General features: G+C 66.3%; 17 protein-coding genes, 1 tRNA gene and 2 pseudogenes. 12 read left to right on the top strand and 8 right to left on the bottom strand.

What is annotated here, in order from left to right; genetic code table 11:
- Positions 1–50: 50 nt before the first annotated feature.
- Positions 51–521 carry an Lrp/AsnC family transcriptional regulator gene (locus tag QP166_RS07815; RefSeq protein ID WP_333915406.1) on the top strand — a complete coding sequence of 157 codons (471 nt, stop codon included), beginning with the start codon at positions 51–53 and terminating at the stop codon, positions 519–521.
- Positions 522–617: 96 nt separating this feature from the next.
- Here QP166_RS07815 and trmFO read toward each other — a convergent pair whose 3' ends face one another.
- Complete coding sequence (gene trmFO / locus QP166_RS07810) at positions 618–1,928, bottom strand: methylenetetrahydrofolate--tRNA-(uracil(54)-C(5))-methyltransferase (FADH(2)-oxidizing) TrmFO (RefSeq protein WP_333915405.1); 1,311 nt, start codon at positions 1,926–1,928, stop codon at positions 618–620.
- Positions 1,929–1,987: 59 nt separating this feature from the next.
- Here trmFO and QP166_RS07805 point away from each other — a divergent pair, with 59 nt between their 5' ends.
- Entirely contained in the window at positions 1,988–2,422 is a 435-nt protein-coding gene (locus QP166_RS07805; RefSeq protein WP_333915404.1) for a DUF488 domain-containing protein, read from the top strand.
- A 6-nt stretch (positions 2,423–2,428) separates the two neighbouring features.
- Here QP166_RS07805 and QP166_RS07800 read toward each other — a convergent pair whose 3' ends face one another.
- The 4 genes and pseudogenes from QP166_RS07800 to QP166_RS07785 form a co-directional block, all read right to left on the bottom strand.
- A complete protein-coding gene (locus tag QP166_RS07800; RefSeq protein WP_333915403.1) occupies positions 2,429–2,782 on the bottom strand; it encodes a DUF952 domain-containing protein in 354 nt (117 codons plus the stop codon).
- Positions 2,779–5,551, bottom strand: a pseudogene (gene gyrA / locus QP166_RS07795) (DNA gyrase subunit A). The gene QP166_RS07800 and the pseudogene gyrA overlap by 4 nt, the downstream one beginning before the upstream one ends.
- Before the next feature lie 146 nt (positions 5,552–5,697).
- Entirely contained in the window at positions 5,698–6,354 is a 657-nt protein-coding gene (locus tag QP166_RS07790; RefSeq protein ID WP_333915402.1) for an SDR family NAD(P)-dependent oxidoreductase, read from the bottom strand.
- Positions 6,354–7,100 carry a YaaA family protein gene (locus QP166_RS07785; protein ID WP_333915401.1) on the bottom strand — a complete coding sequence of 249 codons (747 nt, stop codon included), beginning with the start codon at positions 7,098–7,100 and terminating at the stop codon, positions 6,354–6,356. The genes QP166_RS07790 and QP166_RS07785 overlap by 1 nt, the downstream gene beginning before the upstream one ends.
- Before the next feature lie 172 nt (positions 7,101–7,272).
- Between QP166_RS07785 and QP166_RS07780 the strand changes: the two genes are divergently transcribed.
- Positions 7,273–8,517 carry a hypothetical protein gene (locus tag QP166_RS07780; RefSeq protein ID WP_333915400.1) on the top strand — a complete coding sequence of 415 codons (1,245 nt, stop codon included), beginning with the start codon at positions 7,273–7,275 and terminating at the stop codon, positions 8,515–8,517.
- 77 nt (positions 8,518–8,594) lie between these two features.
- Here the strand turns inward: QP166_RS07780 and QP166_RS07775 are convergent, their stop codons facing one another.
- On the bottom strand, positions 8,595–9,056 hold the full coding sequence (locus tag QP166_RS07775; RefSeq protein ID WP_333917290.1) for an Lrp/AsnC family transcriptional regulator: 462 nt from the start codon (positions 9,054–9,056) through the stop codon (positions 8,595–8,597).
- 199 nt (positions 9,057–9,255) lie between these two features.
- Here QP166_RS07775 and QP166_RS07770 point away from each other — a divergent pair, with 199 nt between their 5' ends.
- The 3 genes from QP166_RS07770 (at position 9,256) to QP166_RS07760 (ending at position 11,190) form a co-directional block, all read left to right on the top strand.
- Positions 9,256–10,845, top strand: a complete 1,590-nt coding sequence (locus QP166_RS07770; RefSeq protein ID WP_333915399.1) for a sensor histidine kinase — start codon at positions 9,256–9,258, stop codon at positions 10,843–10,845.
- Positions 10,846–10,893: 48 nt separating this feature from the next.
- A tRNA-Ile gene (locus QP166_RS07765) sits at positions 10,894–10,969 on the top strand.
- A gap of 53 nt (positions 10,970–11,022) precedes the next feature.
- Positions 11,023–11,190: a DUF5818 domain-containing protein gene (locus QP166_RS07760; RefSeq protein ID WP_333915398.1), complete on the top strand. Its 168-nt coding sequence runs from the start codon at positions 11,023–11,025 to the stop codon at positions 11,188–11,190.
- A 243-nt stretch (positions 11,191–11,433) separates the two neighbouring features.
- Here the strand turns inward: QP166_RS07760 and QP166_RS07755 are convergent, their stop codons facing one another.
- Positions 11,434–12,654 carry an NADP-dependent isocitrate dehydrogenase gene (locus QP166_RS07755; protein ID WP_333915397.1) on the bottom strand — a complete coding sequence of 407 codons (1,221 nt, stop codon included), beginning with the start codon at positions 12,652–12,654 and terminating at the stop codon, positions 11,434–11,436.
- A gap of 105 nt (positions 12,655–12,759) precedes the next feature.
- Here QP166_RS07755 and QP166_RS07750 point away from each other — a divergent pair, with 105 nt between their 5' ends.
- Positions 12,760–13,482 (top strand): phosphatidylserine decarboxylase, encoded by a 723-nt coding sequence (locus tag QP166_RS07750; protein WP_333915396.1) that lies wholly within the window; start codon positions 12,760–12,762, stop codon positions 13,480–13,482.
- Between the two features lie 10 nt (positions 13,483–13,492).
- On the top strand, positions 13,493–14,305 hold the full coding sequence (locus QP166_RS07745) for a CDP-alcohol phosphatidyltransferase family protein (RefSeq protein ID WP_333915395.1): 813 nt from the start codon (positions 13,493–13,495) through the stop codon (positions 14,303–14,305).
- Here the strand turns inward: QP166_RS07745 and QP166_RS07740 are convergent.
- Positions 14,241–14,483, bottom strand: a complete 243-nt coding sequence (locus tag QP166_RS07740; RefSeq protein ID WP_333915394.1) for a hypothetical protein — start codon at positions 14,481–14,483, stop codon at positions 14,241–14,243. The genes QP166_RS07745 and QP166_RS07740 overlap by 65 nt on opposite strands.
- A 292-nt stretch (positions 14,484–14,775) precedes the next feature.
- Here QP166_RS07740 and rpsB point away from each other — a divergent pair, with 292 nt between their 5' ends.
- From rpsB to frr, 4 genes and pseudogenes are all read left to right on the top strand, one after another.
- A complete protein-coding gene (rpsB, locus tag QP166_RS07735; protein WP_333915393.1) occupies positions 14,776–15,567 on the top strand; it encodes a 30S ribosomal protein S2 in 792 nt (263 codons plus the stop codon).
- A 118-nt stretch (positions 15,568–15,685) separates the two neighbouring features.
- The gene (gene tsf / locus QP166_RS07730; RefSeq protein ID WP_333915392.1) at positions 15,686–16,618 is read left to right on the top strand and encodes a translation elongation factor Ts; all 933 of its coding nucleotides are present in this window, start codon (positions 15,686–15,688) and stop codon (positions 16,616–16,618) included.
- 192 nt (positions 16,619–16,810) lie between these two features.
- A pseudogene (gene pyrH / locus QP166_RS07725) lies at positions 16,811–17,553 on the top strand (UMP kinase).
- Complete coding sequence (frr, locus tag QP166_RS07720; protein WP_333915391.1) at positions 17,540–18,097, top strand: ribosome recycling factor; 558 nt, start codon at positions 17,540–17,542, stop codon at positions 18,095–18,097. Before pyrH ends, frr begins: the two are co-directional and overlap by 14 nt.
- Positions 18,098–18,123: the final 26 nt, after the last annotated feature.

The raw sequence follows: 18,123 nt of genomic DNA, 5'->3' as shown, positions 1-18,123 counted from the left end.
CACTATCTGGAGCTTTCGATGAAACGCTTGCAGCGTTATAGCCCCTCGCCATGAACCAGGCCGATCAACTTGACGCCATTGACCGCCGCATCGTTTCGGCCTTGCAGGCGGACGGCACGCTGAGCAACGCCGATCTGGCGCAAAGCGTCGGGGCGTCGTCGGCATCGTGCTGGCGGCGGGTCAAGGCGTTGGAAGCGGCGGGGATCCTGACGCGAACCGTGCGGTTGGTCGATCCCGCAGCGGTGGGGCGCGGGGTTAATGTGCTGTGCAACGTGCGGATGCGGAGCCATGCGATCGAGGCGCGGCAGGCGTTCGAGCAGTTCGTCGATGGGCGGCCGGAGATCGTCGAGAGCTTCTCGATGTCGGGGGAATGGGACTATCTGCTGCGGATCGTCGTGGCGGATGTCAGCGACTATAATCATTTCCTCATGCAGGTGATGCTCGGGCACCCGTCGGTGGCCGGGGCATCGTCGCACTTCGCGCTGTCGATGACGAAATATACGACGGCGATCCCGGTGTAGGTCGCGTCGATCGGTCCTTGCGAGCGTAGCGAAGCAATCCAGGGCGTCCTGGTCCGGCTCTGGATTGCTTCGCTACGCTCGCAATGACGGGAGAGGTCAGGCCGCCAGCCACTCCGCCAGTGCCGAACGCGCGCGGTCGGTGTACATCTTCTTGCGATCGGCCTTCTTCGTGCGGCCGGGAATCGGCGGGAAGAGCCCGAAGTTGACGTTCATCGGCTGATAGCTGTCCGCCTCCGCGCCTCCGGTGATGTGCGACAACAAGGCGCCGAGCGCGGTTTCGACCGGCGGCGGCGCCAGCGTCTCGCCACGCAGTTCGGCAATCGCGAAACGGCCGGCGAGCAAGCCGATCGAGGCGCTCTCGATATAGCCCTCGCAGCCGGTGATCTGCCCGGCGAAGCGGATGTTCGGGCGCGAACGGAGCCGCAACGTCCCGTCGAGCAATTCGGGCGAGCGCAGGAAGGTATTGCGGTGAAGCCCACCGAGCCGCGCGAACTCGGCGTTCTCGAGCCCGGGGATGGTGCGGAACAGTCGGACCTGCTCGGCATGCTTGAGCTTGGTTTGGAAGCCGACGATGTTCCAGAGCGTGCCGAGCGCATTGTCCTGGCGAAGCTGGACGCAGGCGTACGGCCAGCGGCCGGTGCGCGGGTCGTCGAGACCGACCCCTTTCATCGGCCCGAAGCGCAACGTTTCCGGCCCGCGCTCCGCCATCACCTCGATCGGCATACAGCCTTCGAAATAGGGGACGTTTTCCCATTCGCGATATTCAGTCTTCTCGCCATCGATCAGCGCGGCGACGAAGGCGTGATACTGGTCCTTGTCGAGTGGGCAGTTGATATAGTCGGTGCCTTCGCCCTTGTTCCAGCGCGACTGGAACCACGCGGTCTTTATGTCGATCGAGTCGCGATGAACGATCGGGGCGATCGCGTCGAAGAAGGCGAGCGAGTCGCGGCCGGTCTCGGCGGCGATCCGTTCCGACAGGCCGGGCGCGGTGAGCGGCCCGGTGGCAATGATCGCGGGGGTGTCGGGGAGGATGTCGATCCGTTCGCGCACGACCGTGATGTTCGGGTGCGCAGCCACCGCGGCGGTGACGGCGGCGGAGAAACCGTCGCGGTCGACCGCCAGTGCCGAGCCGGCCGGGACGCGGTGACGGTCACCTTCACGCAGGATCAGCGAGCCGAGCGCGCGGAGTTCCTGGTGGAGCAGACCGACCGCATTGCTGTCGGCATCGTCGCTGCGGAAGCTGTTCGAGCAGACCAGTTCGGCGAGATCGTCGGTATGGTGGGCGGGGGTCGTGTCGCCGCTGCCGCGCATCTCCGACAGGCGGACCTTGAACCCGGCCTCGGCCAATTGCCACGCGGCTTCCGACCCGGCGAGCCCGCCGCCCACTATATGAATGTCATACGTCATGCCGCGCGGATAGCGGGTGCGGCTTGTCTTGTCAGCGGCGCGCGACCACCTCCGGGTGCATGACGATCTATACCATCGGTTATGAAGGCGTGACGATGGCCGGGTTCATCGCGACGTTGCAGGGGGCGGGCGTGCGGCGGGTGATCGACGTGCGGGCGTTGCCACTGTCGCGACGGCCGGGGTTTTCCAAGTCGTCGCTGGCGGCGTCGCTCGCCGAGGCGGGGATCGATTATGTGCATCTCAAGGCGCTGGGGACGCCGAAGCGCGGGCGCGACGCGGCGAAGAAGGGCGACGTCGCGACGCTGACAGCGGTGTATGAGGATCAGCTGGAGCTGCCCGAGGCGCAGGGGCAGGCGGCGCAGATGCTGGCGCTGGTGGAGGAGCTGCCGAGCGCGTTGCTGTGTTACGAGCGCGATCCGTGCCGCTGCCACCGCACGTTGTTGCTGCAGGCGGTGGGGGAAGGGCGAGAGGTCGTCGACCTGTTCGTGGCGTGAGCGCGATCAGCCGGTAGTGGGGAGCTTTACCGTGCCATCGGCGCGACGGTCGAGCGGACCGTAGGCAATGACCGTTTCCAGCAGCATTTCGCCGTAGAGATGCGGGAAGAGCTGGCCGCCGCGCGACTCCTCCCACCTTATCGCATCGCCGTGTGCGGCGAGGTCGACGGCGGCGACGTGCAGGTCGGCCTGGCCGGCGAAATGCTTGTCGATCGTCTCGGCAAGCTGCGCAGCAGTCGACAAATGGATGTAGCCGTCCGCCACGTCGACCGGCGCGCCGCCGAACCGCCCGTCCTGCTCCAGCATCGCCATCTGCTCGGCGGTCAGGACCTTATAGGCGGTCAGCGGCGTGGCGGTCATTCACCATCCTCCGGGCCGGCGGCGGCATCGTCGCCGATCGTCGCGTCATCGACAGGGGCAACCGCCTGCTCGCCAGCCAGTTCCTCGGCGACCATCGCCTCGGCGGCATCCTCGGGCTCGGGCTCCTCGTCGATCCGCGCGGCGGAGACGACATGCTCGTCCTTGGCGACGTTGAACAGCCGCACGCCCGCTGAACCGCGACCGATCACCCGCAAGGAGCCGAGCGGCATCCGGATCATCTTCGCCTGATCGGTGACGAGCATCAACTGCTCGGTCTTTGTGGTCGCGAAGCTGGCGACGACCAGGCCGTTGCGCGCGATATTGTCGATGTTGGTGATCCCCTGACCACCACGCCCGGTGCGGCGATATTCATACGCCGAACTCATCTTGCCATAACCATTGGCGCAGACGGTGAGGATGAACTGTTCCTCGGCACGCAATTTCTCGAAACGGTCGAGCGGCATCGACAGATCGCCTTCGCGATCCTTCCACGGCGCGTTGCGCAGATAGAGGTCGCGCTCCTCCTGATCGCGCACGTCGCCGCGGTGGAGCACCGAGAGCGAGATGACATGATCGTCGGATTTCAACGAGATGCCGCGGACGCCGGTCGAGTTGCGGCTCTGGAACTCGCGGACCTCGTCGGCAGCGAAGCGGATCGCCTTACCGGCGCGCGTGGCGAGCAGCACATCGTCGCCCTCTTCGAGCAACGCCACGCCGATCAGCCGGTCGTCGGCATCCTCGCCCTCGAACTTCATCGCGATCTTGCCGTTCGACGGCACGTTGGTGAACGCATCCATCGAGTTGCGGCGGACCGATCCCTTGGCGGTCGCGAACATGACGTGGAGCTTGCCCCATTCCGCCTCGTCCTCGGGCAGCGGAAGCACGGTCGAGATCGTCTCGCCCTGTTCGAGCGGGAGCAGGTTGATCATCGGGCGACCACGCGTCGCCGGCCCGCCCTCGGGCAGGCGCCAGACCTTCATGCGATAGACGCGGCCGAGCGTGGAGAAGAACAGGACGGGCGTGTGCGTCGAGGTGACGAACAGCTTGGTGACGACGTCCTCGTCCTTCGTCGCCATGCCGGCGCGCCCCTTGCCGCCGCGCGCCTGCGCACGGAACGCGTCAAGCGGCGTGCGCTTGATGTAGCCGGCCATGGTGACGGTCACCACCATGTCCTCGCGCTCGATCAGATCCTCGTCGTCGATCCCGTCGGCGGCGGCGGCGATCTCGGTGCGGCGCGGCGTCGCGAACAGCTCGCGCACCTCGCGGAATTCATCGCGCATCACCGCGTAGAGCTTCACGCGGTCGGAGAGGATCGCGAGCAATTCGGAGATCGAGATCGGCCAGTGTCTTGAGTTCGTCGCCGATCTCGTCGCGACCCAGCGCGGTAAGGCGGTGGAGGCGCAGGTCGAGGATCGCGCGGACCTGAACTTCGGACAAGCGATACGTATCACCTGCGACATCGGTCTCCAGCGCCTCGACCAATCGCAGATACGGCGCGATCTCGGCGATCGGCCATTCGCGCGCCAGCAACTTGCCGCGCGCCTCGGCCGGGCTCGACGAGCCACGGATCATCCGTACGACTTCGTCGAGGTTGGTGACGGCGATGACGAGGCCGAGCAAGATGTGGGCGCGCTCGCGCGCCTTGTTCAGCTCGAACTTGGCGCGGCGCGTGATGACCTGTTCGCGGAACTGCACGAACGCGCTGATGATGTCGCGCAGGTTGAGCAGCTCAGGGCGACCGCCGCGGATCGCGAGCATGTTCGCGGGGAACGAGCCCTGCGCGGGCGTGTGGCGCCACAATTGGTTGAGCACCACCTCGGGCGTCGCGTCGCGCTTGAGGTCGATGACGATCCGGACGCCTTCACGGTTCGATTCGTCGCGAATGTCGCTGACGCCTTCGATCCGCTTGTCCTTGGCAGCCTCGGCGATCTTCTCGACCAGCGCGTTCTTGCCCTGCTGGAACGGGATTTCCGTCAGCACGATCGAGGTACGGTCGCCGCGGCCGGTTTCGATCTTGTGACGGCTGCGCACGATCACCGAGCCGCGCCCGGTCTCATAGGCCGAGCGCGCGCCTGCGCGACCTAGGATGATCGCGCCGGTCGGGAAGTCCGGACCGGGGACGATCTCCATCAGCTCTTCGGTCGTGATCGCGCCATTGTCGATATAAGCGAGGCAGGCGTCGACGACTTCGCCGAGATTGTGCGGCGGGATGTTGGTCGCCATGCCGACCGCGATGCCGCCGGCACCGTTGACCAGCAGGTTGGGGAAGCGCGCCGGCAGCACCTGCGGCTCGCGTTCCGAGCCGTCATAGTTGGGCTGGAAGTCGACCGTGTCCTTATCGAGGTCGTCCATCAGATAATTGGCGGACTTCGCCAAGCGCGCTTCGGTATAACGCATCGCCGCGGCGGGATCGGGGTCCATCGAGCCGAAGTTGCCTTGACCATCGATCAGCGGCAGCCGCATCGACCAGTCCTGCGTCATGCGGACGAGGGCTTCGTAGATCGAGCTGTCGCCGTGCGGGTGATATTTACCGATCACGTCGCCGACGATGCGCGCAGACTTGCGATACGGGCGGTTGTAGAGGAACCCGCTTTCGTTCGCCGAGAACAGGATGCGGCGATGCACCGGCTTCAGCCCGTCGCGCACGTCGGGCAGCGCGCGCGCCACGATGACGCTCATCGCATAGTCGAGGTAGCTGGTCTTCATCTCCTCGACGATGGAGATGGGGGCGATAGCGGAAGGATCGGCGAGGACGGTGTCGTCGGCCAACTGGATGTACTTTCTTTTACGGATTCGTTTCAGGCGCGTGTCTAGGCCGCGCGTCGCGCAAAGTCACGCCCGCGGCGACCGGGATGGGCGAGCGTCAGGCTCGCTTCGGCGGGAGGACGCCAGGTATCACCGCACGTCATTGCGGCTCACGGCGCGATCTCTGCGCCGTCCCATGCGAACAGCTTGCCGCTGTCGGTCGGCTTCAGGGCGTCGAGCACGTCGAGCAACTGTACCGCGGCGCGATCGGGCTGGAACAGGTCGCGCCCGCTTTGCTGGAACGGTTTCGACAAGCGCGTATCGACCGTGCCGGGGTGGAGCCCGACGACGATGCCGCGATCGTTGCGGCGCTTGTCCTCGATCGCCAGTGTGCGGATCAGCTGGTTGAGCGCCGCCTTGCTGGCGCGATACCCGTACCAGCCGCCGAGCCGGTTGTCGGAAATGCTGCCGACGCGCGCCGACAGCGCCGCAAACACCGAGCGACCGGTGCGGGGGAGGATCGGGAGAAAGTGCTTGGCGACCAGCGCGGGGCCGATCGCATTCACCGCATATTGCTTGGCCAGCCAAACCGGATCGAGATCACGGAGGGCCTTCTCCGGGCCGTGATCGGGGTCGTGGAGCAGCCCGGTGGCGACGATCACCAGATCGGCCTTGCCGACACGGGCGGCTGCGGCGGCGATCGTCGGCTCGTCGGTCAGGTCCAGGTCGGCGCGGGTGAGGCGGACGACGTCATTCTCTTCCTCCGCCAGCGCGTCGGCGAGCGCTGCGCCGATCCCGCCGCTGGCGCCGATGACGATCGCGCGCATCAGGCCACCCGCCGGAAGGTCCAGCGCGCATCGTCGCTGGCATCGGCGTCAAAGCGATAGCCGGCGGTGTCGAACGCCTTCATGCCGTCGAGATCGGGGACGTGATGCTCGACCAGATAGCGCGCCATCATCCCACGCGCCTTCTTGGCGTGGAAGCTGACGAAGCGATCGTCGGCCTCGCGGAAATCGACCGCGACGACGCGGATGCCGGCGGGGAGCCTGCCCGCGACCGCTTCCCAATATTCGTTGCTGGCGAGGTTGAGGACAATGCCCGAACCCTCCGCCTCGACGTCGGTGGCGAGCGCGTCGGCGATGCGCGGCCCCCACCAGTCGGTGAGCTTGTCGCGGCGGGGTGCCCAGCGGGTGCCCATCTCCAGCCGGTATGGGCGCATACTATCGAGCGGACGCAGCAGCCCGTAGAGCCCGGACAGCAATCGCAGATGATCCTGCGCGAAGCGCACCGACGGCTCGTCGAGCGTCGTCGCCTCCAGCCCGGTGTAGACGTCGCCGGCGAAGGTGTAGAGCGCGGGGCGTTCCGCGGCGGCGTCGAAGTCGCGGAAGCGATCGGCATTGAGCTTGGCGAGCGCGGGCGAGATCTTCATCAGTTCGGAAAGGCGCTTCTGCGTCAGATGCGAGGCGGCCTTGGCAAGCGTCGCCGCCTCGGTCGCGAAGCGCGCGGGCGTGGCGGGGAAGGGAGGCGGGGTTTCGAGGTCCAGCGTCTTGGCCGGCGAGAGAACGGCGATCATCGCCGCGCCGTACTCCCGCGGCCTGCCGCGTTCAATCGCGGTTCAGCGGCGGCAACGCATTGCAACGGTACATTCCTTGTACACGCGCGCGCTGGGCACTAGAGCAGCGACCGAGCGTTACGCCCGCGAATTCTGGAGAGACGTGTCGATGAAGACCCTTTCGAACGCCGTGATGGCTGTGCTTCTGGCTGGTGGTGCGACGGTCGCATTGTCGCAGCCGGCGATGGCACAGAAGAAGAAGGAAGAGCAGAAGGGCGATCAGCTCAAGCTCAGCAACGAGGTCCGTGGCCCGGCCGCGCAGGCGCAGACTGCGCTCGCCGCCAAGGATGCCGCGACCGCAGCGCCGCTGGTCGCCGCCGTCGAGGCTGCCGCCAAAACCGACGACGAGAAGTATATCGCCGCCGCGCTACGTCTCAATCTGGAGGTCATCCAGCCGGGTGGTCCGAACAACGCCAACCTCGTCGCGCCGCTCGACGCGCTGATCGCCAGCCCGCGCACCGCGCCGGCCGACAAGGCGAAATATGCCTATCAGCGCGGCGTGATCCAGGCGAACGCCAAGGATGCCGCGGGCGCGATGCGCTTCTTCGAGCAGGCGCAGCAGCTCGGCTACAACGACCCGAACCTGCCGTTGCAGCTCGTCAAGCTGAAGATGGACTCGGGCGATATCGCCGGTGGTTCGGCGGCGCTGGCCAAGATGGTCGACGAGCAGATGGCCGCGGGTCAGAAGCCGTCGGAAGACATCTTCCGCTACGCGATCGCGCGCAACAACCAGGCGAAGAATGCCGCCGAGACGCGCGCATGGATGCGTCGCTATCTGACCGCCTATCCGACCGCGAAGAACTGGCGCGACATGCTGGTGGTCTGGGGCATCCAGCCGCAGTCGATCGCGACGCTCGACAAGTCGCAGAAGGTCGATCTGTATCGCCTGCTCCGCTCGGGCAAGGCGCTGGCCGATCAGTACGACTATGAGATCTACGCGCAGTGGACCTTCGATCAGGGCCTGCCGTGGGAATCGAAGGCGGTGCTGACCGAGGGCAAGGCCGCGGGGAAGATCCCGGCGAGCAGCCCCGATGCCGGCAGCCTGCTGGCCGCGGCGAACAAGTCGATCTCGAACGAGGGTTCGATGGCGGCGGTCGAGGCGCGCGCGATGAAGGCGGCGGACGGCAAGCTCGCCGCCAGCACCGCCGACGCCTATCTGGGCACCGGCGAATATCCGAAGGCGATCGCGCTGTACCGCGCTGCGCTGCAAAAGGGTGGTGTCGACGCGAACGTCGTCAACACGCGGCTCGGGATCGCGCTCACCAATTCGGGCGACAAGGCCGGCGCGAAGACCGCGTTCCAGGCAGTGACCGGTTCGCCGCGCGCGGATATCGCCGCGTGGTGGATCGATTTCCTTGATCACCCGCCGGTCGCATAAGCCGCACCGGATCGGATCGAAACAGAAAAGGGGCGGCCTGCGGGTCGCCCCTTTTTCGTGTGGCTGGGATGGCGCGATCAGCTGATCGGGACGCCGGCCTGTGCCTTGAAGGTGCGGATCGTCAGCGACGACTTGACGCTGGTGACGTTCGGCGCCGAGGTCAGCTTGGTGGTGAGGATGCGCTGGAAACTCTCAAGGTCCTGCGCGACGATCTTCAGGATGAAGTCGATCTCGCCGTTGAGCATGTGGCATTCGCGCACCTCCGGGATTGCGGCGACATGCGCCTCGAAGGTCGCGAGGTCCTGTTCGGCCTGACTGCGCAGGCTTACCATCGCGAACACCGTGATCGGGAAGCCTAATTTGGTCGCATCGCACTCGGCGTGATAGCCACGAATCACGCCCGCCTGCTCAAGCGCGCGCACGCGGCGTAGGCAGGGCGGTGCGGTCAGGCCGACCCGCTCGGCCAGTTCGACGTTGGTCATCCGGCCATCCTCCTGCAGGAGCGCGAGGATTTCACGGTCGATCCGGTCCAGGGTCATCATATCTCACTCAACTTGTCGCGTATTTTCGCGATAGCCAGCCTTGTGGACGGCTATAGGATTGTTGCGCTCAAACGCAATTGTAGAAAGCTGCTTCAATACGGGATGACGCGCAAAACTCGACGATGGCTCCGAAGCGGTCGCATCTCTACGAACGCGGTGGGATAAATACGCAAAAGCCAAGAGGTCGATCGTTTCCGTGCGCTTCAACGACAGCCTGAAAACCGTGTTGGCAGCCGAGGCGCGCTCGGCACTGGGTGCGCGCGCGACCTATCGCCAACTCGTCGATCTGATCGCGCGTCGGCGGGCTCCGGCGGACGATCTGCTGCTGACGCGGCTGGAGAATCTGCGCGAGCGGGTGCCGGAGGACGTGCGGATCGCCTGCGCGCGCGGGCTGGCGCTGTTCGATGCGCCGCTGCCGCTCGTCACGATGTTCGCGATCGATACGCGCGACGTGGCGATGGCGACGTTGCGTGGTGTGCGACTCGATGCGTCGGAGTGGGAGACGCTGCTCCCGCGGCTGACCCCGGTCGGGCGGAGCGTCCTGCGGCAGCGGCATGACTTGCCCCCGTCGGTCGAACGCGCGCTCGAAAGCTTCGGCGCGACCGATTTCCGGCTCGGCTATGCTCCGCGCGAGGCGCAGGCGAGCGACCAAAGCGGTGCATCGGGCGGCGTGCGTTTCGAGATCGCCGATCTGGTCGAGCGGATCGCCGCGCACCAGCGTGACGGTGCTGATCCGATCCGACCGCTGAGCGATTTTCGCTTCGAGACCGATGCGGCCGGGGTGATCCGCTGGCTGGACGCCGCGCCGCGTGGCGCGGTGATCGGGCTGACGCTCGATCATCGTGCCGGCGTATGGGCTGGTGCGGCGGTGGACGGCGTGGCGTCGGGTGCGTTCCGCAAGCGCGCGCCATTCTCGGGAGCGCGGCTGCGCGTGCCGGGTGGATCGGCGATCGCGGGTGAATGGCGGATCGCAGGCGTCCCGATGTTCGATCAGGCGACGGGCGCTTTCACCGGGATGCGCGGCCAGGCGCGCCGCCCGCGGGCGGACGAGCGCGCCGAGCGCGGCGTGGAGCGCGAGCGCGCGGCCGGAGCCGAGGGATTGCGGCGACTGGTGCACGAACTGCGCACTCCGGCGAGCGCGATCGCGGGCTTCTCGGAATTGATCGAGCAGCAATTGCTCGGGCCGGTCGCCTCGCCGTATCGCGATCGTGCTAACGAGATCCGGCGCCGCGTCACCGACCTGATCGGCGCGATCGAGGACCTCGACCTCGCCGCGCGGATCGATGGCCATGCGCTGGAGCGGCGCGATGGCGTCACCCCCGCGTCACCCTTGTTGCAGCGGATCGCCGAAGACCTCGCGCCGCTCGCCGCGTTGCGGCGCGCAGAACTGACGCTGCCGACGGTGCGCGATGCGAATTGGGCGATCGATCCCTACGATGCCGAGCGGTTGATCGCACGGCTGTTGTCCGCCGCACTGTCGGCCGCAGCCCCGGGCGAGCAACTGACGACCGCGCTGGTCGGGGGTGTGGGCACGCTCGCCCTCGCGCTGGTGCCACCGGTCGCCTTCGCCGAGCGCGACGAGGCGAGCCTGCTGGCGCTCGACGACGAGGATGCCTTGCGCGACGAGGGCGCGCCGCTGCTGGGCGTGGGATTCGCGCTTCGGCTCGTGCGCAATCTCGCCACCCAATTGGGCGGCCGCTTCGTGATCGCACCGGGGCTGTTCACGCTGTTGCTGCCCGCGGTCGAGACGGATGCGGCAGGGCACGCGACCGGTGGGGCGACGTAGACGCTTGCCAGCGGGCGCGCAGCGGCGCTACGGGGCGGCGCGGTGTCGGGGCCTGTAGCTCAATGGTTAGAGCTGGCCGCTCATAACGGCTAGGTTGCGGGTTCGAGTCCTGCCGGGCCCACCACCGTGTTTCGGCGGCGCATTGCGCGCCGCTGACGACATCGCCATGTGCGGCCCATGAGCAGCATCGGCACCCCCATCGACGAAACCGGATTGTTGGTGCGCGAGCATGGCGCGTTCGTGCTGCAATGCGACCGGGGCGGGCGCTATGTGCTGGAGCTGCCGCGCGTGCCCGTCGACCACGTGCAGAAGCGCGTGCGCGTGCGGGGTGTGGTTTGTGGGTAGGGGCGCGTCGCCGCCGAGGGCGTCAGCGCAGCCTAGGGCGGACCGGCACCCGAGGTTTTGATGAAGGATCGTCGGTGTTTTTCACCGAACACCCCTGTTCGTCGTCCCGAACTTGGTCCGGGACGACGCTTCCTGCCGATAGAAGTAAGAAGCCGGATCCCGGATCAAGTCCGGGACGACGGGAGAAGGCAGGCGCACCGAAGAACAGGCGGCGGAGCGATCGTCCGCCGCCCGTTCGTCAAATCAGGCCCAGTTGGCCATCTTCTTCTCGAGGTTGACGCGAACCGCTTCGAAGAACTGCTCGGTGGTCATCCAGCGCTGGTCCGGACCGATCAGGATCGCGAGATCCTTGGTCATGTCGCCGCTCTCGACGGTTTCGACGCAGACCTGCTCGAGCGTCTCGGCGAAGCGCGTCACGTCGGGCGTGTCGTCGAACTTGCCGCGATACTTCAGGCCGCCGGTCCAGGCGAAGATCGACGCGATCGGGTTGGTCGACGTCGCCTTGCCCTGCTGATGCTGGCGATAGTGGCGCGTGACGGTGCCGTGCGCCGCCTCGGCCTCGATCGTCTTGCCGTCCGGGGTCATCAGCACCGAGGTCATCAGACCCAGCGAGCCGAAGCCCTGCGCGACCTGATCCGACTGGACGTCGCCGTCATAGTTCTTGCAGGCCCAAACGAACTCGCCGTTCCACTTCAGTGCCGAGGCGACCATGTCGTCGATCAGGCGATGCTCGTAGACGATGCCCGCCGCCTTGAACTGGTCGACGAACTCGCTCTCGAACACTTCGGCGAAGATGTCCTTGAAGCGACCGTCATACGCCTTGAGGATCGTGTTCTTGGTCGACAGATACACCGGCCAGTTGCGGCCGAGCCCGTAGTTGAGCGAGGCGCGCGCGAAATCGCGGATCGACTCGTCGAGATTGTACATGCCCATCGCGACGCCGGCTGCGGGGAAGTCGAAGACCTCGTGCTCGATCGTCTCGCCGTTCTCGCCTTCCCACTTCATGGTCAGCTTGCCCTTGCCGGGCACCTTGAAGTCGGTGGCCTTGTACTGGTCGCCGAAAGCGTGACGGCCGACGACGATCGGGTGCGTCCAGCCCGGGATCAAACGGGGGACGTTCTTCATCACGATCGGCTCGCGGAAGACCACGCCGCCCAGGATGTTGCGGATCGTGCCGTTGGGCGAACGCCACATCTTCTTGAGGCCGAATTCCTCGACGCGCGCCTCGTCGGGGGTGATCGTCGCGCACTTCACGCCGACGCCGTACTTCTGGATCGCCTTGGCGCTGTCGATCGTCACCTGATCGTCGGTGCGGTCACGCTCCTCGACGCCAAGGTCGTAGTAATCGAGGTCGATGTCGAGGTACGGCTTGATCAGGCGCTCGCGGATCCATTCCCAGATGATCCGCGTCATCTCGTCGCCGTCGATCTCCACGACGGGCGTCTTTACCTTGATCTTCGCCATGCTCGCTTGTCCTTCGAGTGGGTGGTTTGGTGCGGCGATAGGGGGAAGGGGGCGGGGATCAACCTACGGCGTTGTCACCACGCGCTTCCCCGGTAGGACGAAGCGATGACTTCGCTCGACAAGCCACCGGTCGTCACGACCACCGTCAAGTGGCGCTTTCCTGCCGTCCATCCCGAAGGGCAGAAGTTCACCGCTATCGCATTCGGCATCACATTGTTGATGACGATCGTCTCGAAGATCTTCTTCTGGCCGTTCCTTGGCCTGACCCTGTGGGTTGCCGCATTTTTCCGCGATCCGGTGCGGACCACCCCGATCGGGGACGATCTGATCGTGTCGCCCGCCGATGGCCTGATCACGATGATCGAGCGCGTGCCGGTGCCGCGCGAGTTGATCGGCGATCTCGGCGAGGGGACGATGGTGCGCGTGTCGGTGTTCATGTCGGTATTCGACGTTCACATCAATCGCTCGCCGATCGCTGGGACGGTCCGGCAGGTGGTCTATATTTCGGGCAAGTTCCTCAACGCCGACCTCGACAAGGCATCCGAGGAAAACGAGCGTCAGCATTTCGTCGTCGAAGGATTCGACGGACGGCGCGTCGGTTTCACGCAGATCGCCGGGCTGGTCGCGCGGCGGATCGTCGGGTTTGCCAAGATCGGCGACATCGTGGCGGCCGGGCAGCGGATCGGGCTGATCCGTTTCGGCAGCCGGGTCGACGTCTATCTGCCCGAAGGCTACGAACCGCAGGTCGCGCTGGGGCAGCGCGCGGTCGCGGGCGAGACGGTGCTCGGGCGCGTCGGCGTGCTGCGCATCACCGGCAAATCACAATAGGCGCGCGGACATGAGACCACCGATCCGTCGTCCGCTTCGTCGCCCGCCGGGCGGGCTGCCGCTGCGCGCGGTCGCGCCGAATGCCGTAACCGCTCTGGCGCTTTGCTCGGGCCTGTCCGGGATCCGTTTCGCGATCTCCGGGCAATGGGAGCTGGCGGTGGTGATGGTGCTGGTCGCCGGCGTGCTCGACGGGCTCGATGGCCGCGTCGCACGTATGTTGCACGGCGAGAGCCGGTTCGGTGCGGAACTCGACTCGCTCTCCGACGCGATCTCGTTCGGTGTCTCACCGGCCTTGATCCTCTATCTCTGGTCGCTGCACGCGCTGCCGCGGTTCGGCTGGATGGCGGCGCTGGTGCTGGCGGTATTCTGTGCGCTGCGACTGGCGCGCTTCAACGCCAATATCGATGCCGACGACCAACCGCATAAATCGGCAGGTTTCCTGACCGGCGTGCCTGCGCCCGCCGGCGCGGCGCTTGCGCTGTTGCCGCTCTTTCTCTGGTTCGTGACCGAAGCGCCGCTGTTGCGCGATCCGCGCCTGGTCGCACCGTGGACGGTGGGCGTCGCGTTGTTGATGGTGTCGAGCCTTGCCACCTTCTCGACCGGATCGCTCAAGCTGCGACCGAACATCCGGTTCGAGGCGATCGTGGTGGTGGTCGCGGTCGGTGCGGCAGCAGTCAGCGCGCCCTGGCAGACCGCCGCTGCGGCCGGGATCGCTTATCTGCTGGCATTGCCGTTCAGCGTCGCCAGCTATGCGCGGGTCAAGCAGCTTCGCGCGACCGCAACGTCATTGGGGCCAGCACCGGACCTGCCGCCCAGCGCCTGACCGCGATCCGCCGTTCGGCGCGTACCAGCGCCGACAGCGGTTCGAACCGAGCGATGGACGACCCACCGCGCAAGATCCCGGCGATCCGCGCCGCTTGCGGCAGCACCGTGGCGGCGAGCACATAGATTGCCAGCGCCGCCGCGCCGCCGAACACCATTACTGCCATAAAGGTCGTCATGATCGCCTCCTCGCACATCGTGCGAACCGTCCCACTGTAAATTCCTGCACAGCGGCATGGTTCCTGAATCAACCTCAGAGCGGACGTTTAGCAACATGGTTCGCGCTCTGTTCCAGCGGCTTGTTCCATCTATGTTCGCGGGTGTCAACATCTGAACGCAGGTTGCGACGTGCGGCGGCTTCGGCTAAGGCTCGCGCCTCAACCCCGCATGGGGAGCACCATCAACCGGTGCGCTGGCCTTCAAGGTCGCGTCACTCGCTCCCCAGAGGCTCAACCGGAAGGAAAACACACCATGGCGGCTCCTGTCGTCTCCATGCAGCAGCTCATCGAAACCGGCGCGCACTTCGGCCACCAGACCCACCGCTGGAACCCGAAGATGAAGCCCTACATCTTCGGCGAGCGTAACGGCGTCCACATCATCGACCTGTCGCAGACCGTGCCGCTGTTCGCGCGCGCGCTCGACTTCGTCAGCCAGTCGGTCGCGGCCGGCGGCAAGGTGCTGTTCGTCGGCACCAAGCGCCAGGCGCAGGAGCCGGTCGCCGAGGCGGCGCGTCGCGCTGGCCAGCATTTCGTCAACCACCGCTGGCTGGGCGGGATGCTCACCAACTGGAAGACGATCTCGAACTCGATCAAGCGTCTGAAGAACCTCGAGGAGCAGCTGTCGGGCAACACCGCGGGCCTCACCAAGAAGGAAGTCCTTCAGCTGACGCGCGAGCGCGACAAGCTCGAACTGTCGCTGGGCGGCATCCGCGACATGGGCGGCATCCCGGACGTGATGTTCGTGATCGACGCCAACAAGGAAGAGCTGGCGATCAAGGAAGCCAACACGCTGGGCATCCCGGTCGTTGCGATCCTCGATTCGAACGTGTCGCCGGACGGCATCGCCTTCCCGGTGCCCGCGAATGACGACGCCGCGCGTGCGATCCGCCTGTATTGCGAGGCGATCGCCATCGCTTCGACCCGTGGCAACCAGCAGCAGCAGGCGAGCCGCGGCGTCGACCTGGGCGCGATGAGTGAGCCGCCGGCCGAAGAGGCGCTGGCCGCCGAGCCGGCCCCTGCCGAAGGCGAACCCGCCGCCGCGTAAGCGACGCGCGAATGTCACGGAGGCTCCGTAATGGCGGGAGCCTCCCTGTTTCCCGTTCGACGCGCGGCGATCGACCCGATCGTCGCGCGTCGACGCAATCAAAGCTGAGGACAGTCAAATGGCCGATATTACGGCAGCGATGGTCAAGGACCTGCGCGAGAAGAGCGGCGCGGGCATGATGGATTGCAAGAAGGCGCTGAACGAGGCCGGTGGCGACACCGACGCCGCGCTAGACTGGCTGCGCACCAAGGGCCTGGCCGCGGCGCAGAAGAAGTCGAGCCGCACCGCGGCCGAGGGTCTGGTCGGCGTCGCCGTCGCCGGCACCAAGGGCGCGGCGGTCGAGGTCAACTCGGAAACCGACTTCGTCGCCAAGAACGAGCAGTTCCAGAACTTCGTCCGCGACGTGACGCAGATCGCGCTGGCGACCGGCGGCGACGTCGAGGCGATCAAGGCCGAGGCGATGCCGTCGGGCACCACCGTCGCCGAAGCGCTGACCAACAACATCGCGACGATCGGTGAGAACCAGTCGATCCGCCGCGCGCGCCAGTTGAGCGTCGGGCAGGGCGCGGTCGTGGCCTATGTCCACAACCAGCAGGCGCCGGGTCTGGGCAAGATCGGCGTGCTGGTCGCGCTGGAGAGCACCGCGTCGGACGACGTGTTGCAGGGCCTGGGCAAGCAGCTCGCGATGCACATCGCCGCCGCCTTCCCGAAGGCGCTGAACGAGAACGACCTCGACGAGGGCGAGATCGAGCGCGAGCGCGCGATCGCGACCGAGAAGGCGTCCGAGTCGGGCAAGCCTGCCGACATCATCGCCAAGATGGTCGAAGGTTCGATCGCCAAGTACCGCAAGGAGCACGCTTTGGTCAGCCAGCTGTTCGTCATGGACGGCAAGACCAAGATCAGCGACGTCGTTGCGAAGGCCGGCAAGGACGCCGGTGCCGAGATCGTGCTGAAGGACTATGTCCGCTTCCAGCTCGGCGAAGGCATCGAGAAGGAAGTGTCCGACTTCGCCGCCGAAGTCGCCGCCGCTTCGGGCGTGCCGCAGGGCTGATCCATCTGCCGCATCGCGGGCTTTCCCGTGGTGCCGGTCGGATACCGTGCCGCCGCTCCGGTCCAGACCGGGGCGGCGGTTCGCATGTGTGCCACGCGCGGCGAGCGTCCGGATCGTGTCAACCCATTGCCAGTCGCGCACCCGCCGCTTAGGGTCCGCGCCGCTTCGCCCTCCCATTACAACGGAATTCATGTGACCGAGCCCCGCTACAAACGCATCCTGCTGAAGCTGTCGGGCGAGGTCCTGATGGGGCAGGGGGGCTCGCGATCGATACGGCGGTGACGGCGCGCGTCGCTGAGGAGATCGCCGACGTGCGGGCGCAGGGTTACGAGCTGTGCGTCGTCGTGGGCGGCGGCAACATCTTCCGCGGCATTTCCGGCGCGGCGAACGGCATGGAGCGTGCGACCGCCGACTATATGGGAATGCTGGCGACGGTCATGAACGCGCTGGCGGTGCAGAACGCGCTGGAGACGATCGGCGTCGATACGCGCGTCCAGTCCGCGATCCCGATGCATTCGGTGTGCGAGCCGTTCATCCGCCGCCGGGCCGAGCGACATCTGGAGAAAGGCCGCGTCGTGATCTTCGCGGCGGGCGTGGGGTCGCCGTTCTTCACCACCGACAGCGGCGCGGCGTTGCGCGCGGCCGAGATGAATTGCGACGCCTTGTTCAAGGGCACCTCGGTCGACGGCGTCTATGATGCCGACCCGAAGAAGGTCGCCGATGCGAAGCGTTATGATACGGTCAGCTACGACATGGTGCTGGCAAAGAATCTGAAGGTGATGGATGCCAGCGCCGTGGCGCTGTGCCGTGATTCGGATATTCCGATCGTCGTGTTCAACATCCGTGAGCACGGCAATTTCGCCGCCGTGCTGGATGGCAAGGGCGTGTCGACGGTCGTGCAGAAGAAGATGGAGACTATCGATGTCCGCGTATGACAAGGCCGATCTCGAGCGTCGCATGAACGGCGCGATCGAAGCGTTGAGGGGCGATCTTAGCGGGTTGCGGACCGGCCGCGCCTCGACGTCGCTGCTCGATCCGGTGACCGTCGAGGTCTACGGCGCGCACATGCCGCTCAACCAGGTGGCGACCGTGTCGGTGCCCGAGCCGCGGATGCTGTCGGTGCAGGTCTGGGACAAGACCAACGTCGGCCCGGTGGAAAAGGCGATCCGCTCCGCGGGGCTCGGCCTCAACCCGATCAACGACGGCCAGACGTTGCGCCTGCCGATCCCCGATCTGACCGAGGAGCGCCGCAAGGAATTGGCGAAGCTCGCGGGGCAATATTCGGAGAAGGCCAAGATCGCGGTGCGCAACGTGCGTCGCGACGGCATGGATGCGCTGAAAACCGACGAGAAGAAGAACGTCATTTCGGAAGACGATCGCAAGCGGTTGGAAACCGAAGTGCAGAAGCTGACCGACGCGACGATCACCGAGATCGACGCCGTATCGGCGGCGAAAGAGAAGGAAATTCTCAACAAGTGATGCTGCGAGCGCTTCGGGGACGGTTC

The organism is Sphingomonas sp. LR60 (genome assembly GCF_036855935.1).
GTDB lineage: Bacteria > Pseudomonadota > Alphaproteobacteria > Sphingomonadales > Sphingomonadaceae > Sphingomonas.
This window is presented reverse-complemented; position numbering and strand designations above follow the sequence as displayed.

What these genes read in the sequence shown, in the direction of transcription:
- QP166_RS07775 (WP_333917290.1), bottom strand. Translation starts at nt 9,056, where the DNA reads ATGACCCTGGACCGGATCGACCGTGAAATCCTCGCGCTCCTGCAGGAG.
- QP166_RS07755 (WP_333915397.1), bottom strand. Translation starts at nt 12,654, where the DNA reads ATGGCGAAGATCAAGGTAAAGACGCCCGTCGTGGAGATCGACGGCGAC.
- QP166_RS07740 (WP_333915394.1), bottom strand. Translation starts at nt 14,483, where the DNA reads ATGACGACCTTTATGGCAGTAATGGTGTTCGGCGGCGCGGCGGCGCTG.
- QP166_RS07805 (WP_333915404.1), top strand. Translation starts at nt 1,988, where the DNA reads ATGACGATCTATACCATCGGTTATGAAGGCGTGACGATGGCCGGGTTC.
- QP166_RS07815 (WP_333915406.1), top strand. Translation starts at nt 51, where the DNA reads ATGAACCAGGCCGATCAACTTGACGCCATTGACCGCCGCATCGTTTCG.
- tsf (WP_333915392.1), top strand. Translation starts at nt 15,686, where the DNA reads ATGGCCGATATTACGGCAGCGATGGTCAAGGACCTGCGCGAGAAGAGC.
- QP166_RS07745 (WP_333915395.1), top strand. Translation starts at nt 13,493, where the DNA reads ATGAGACCACCGATCCGTCGTCCGCTTCGTCGCCCGCCGGGCGGGCTG.
- trmFO (WP_333915405.1), bottom strand. Translation starts at nt 1,928, where the DNA reads ATGACGTATGACATTCATATAGTGGGCGGCGGGCTCGCCGGGTCGGAA.
- QP166_RS07790 (WP_333915402.1), bottom strand. Translation starts at nt 6,354, where the DNA reads ATGCGCGCGATCGTCATCGGCGCCAGCGGCGGGATCGGCGCAGCGCTC.
- rpsB (WP_333915393.1), top strand. Translation starts at nt 14,776, where the DNA reads ATGGCGGCTCCTGTCGTCTCCATGCAGCAGCTCATCGAAACCGGCGCG.
- QP166_RS07750 (WP_333915396.1), top strand. Translation starts at nt 12,760, where the DNA reads ATGACTTCGCTCGACAAGCCACCGGTCGTCACGACCACCGTCAAGTGG.
- QP166_RS07800 (WP_333915403.1), bottom strand. Translation starts at nt 2,782, where the DNA reads ATGACCGCCACGCCGCTGACCGCCTATAAGGTCCTGACCGCCGAGCAG.
- QP166_RS07760 (WP_333915398.1), top strand. Translation starts at nt 11,023, where the DNA reads ATGAGCAGCATCGGCACCCCCATCGACGAAACCGGATTGTTGGTGCGC.
- frr (WP_333915391.1), top strand. Translation starts at nt 17,540, where the DNA reads ATGTCCGCGTATGACAAGGCCGATCTCGAGCGTCGCATGAACGGCGCG.
- QP166_RS07785 (WP_333915401.1), bottom strand. Translation starts at nt 7,100, where the DNA reads ATGATCGCCGTTCTCTCGCCGGCCAAGACGCTGGACCTCGAAACCCCG.
- QP166_RS07780 (WP_333915400.1), top strand. Translation starts at nt 7,273, where the DNA reads ATGGCTGTGCTTCTGGCTGGTGGTGCGACGGTCGCATTGTCGCAGCCG.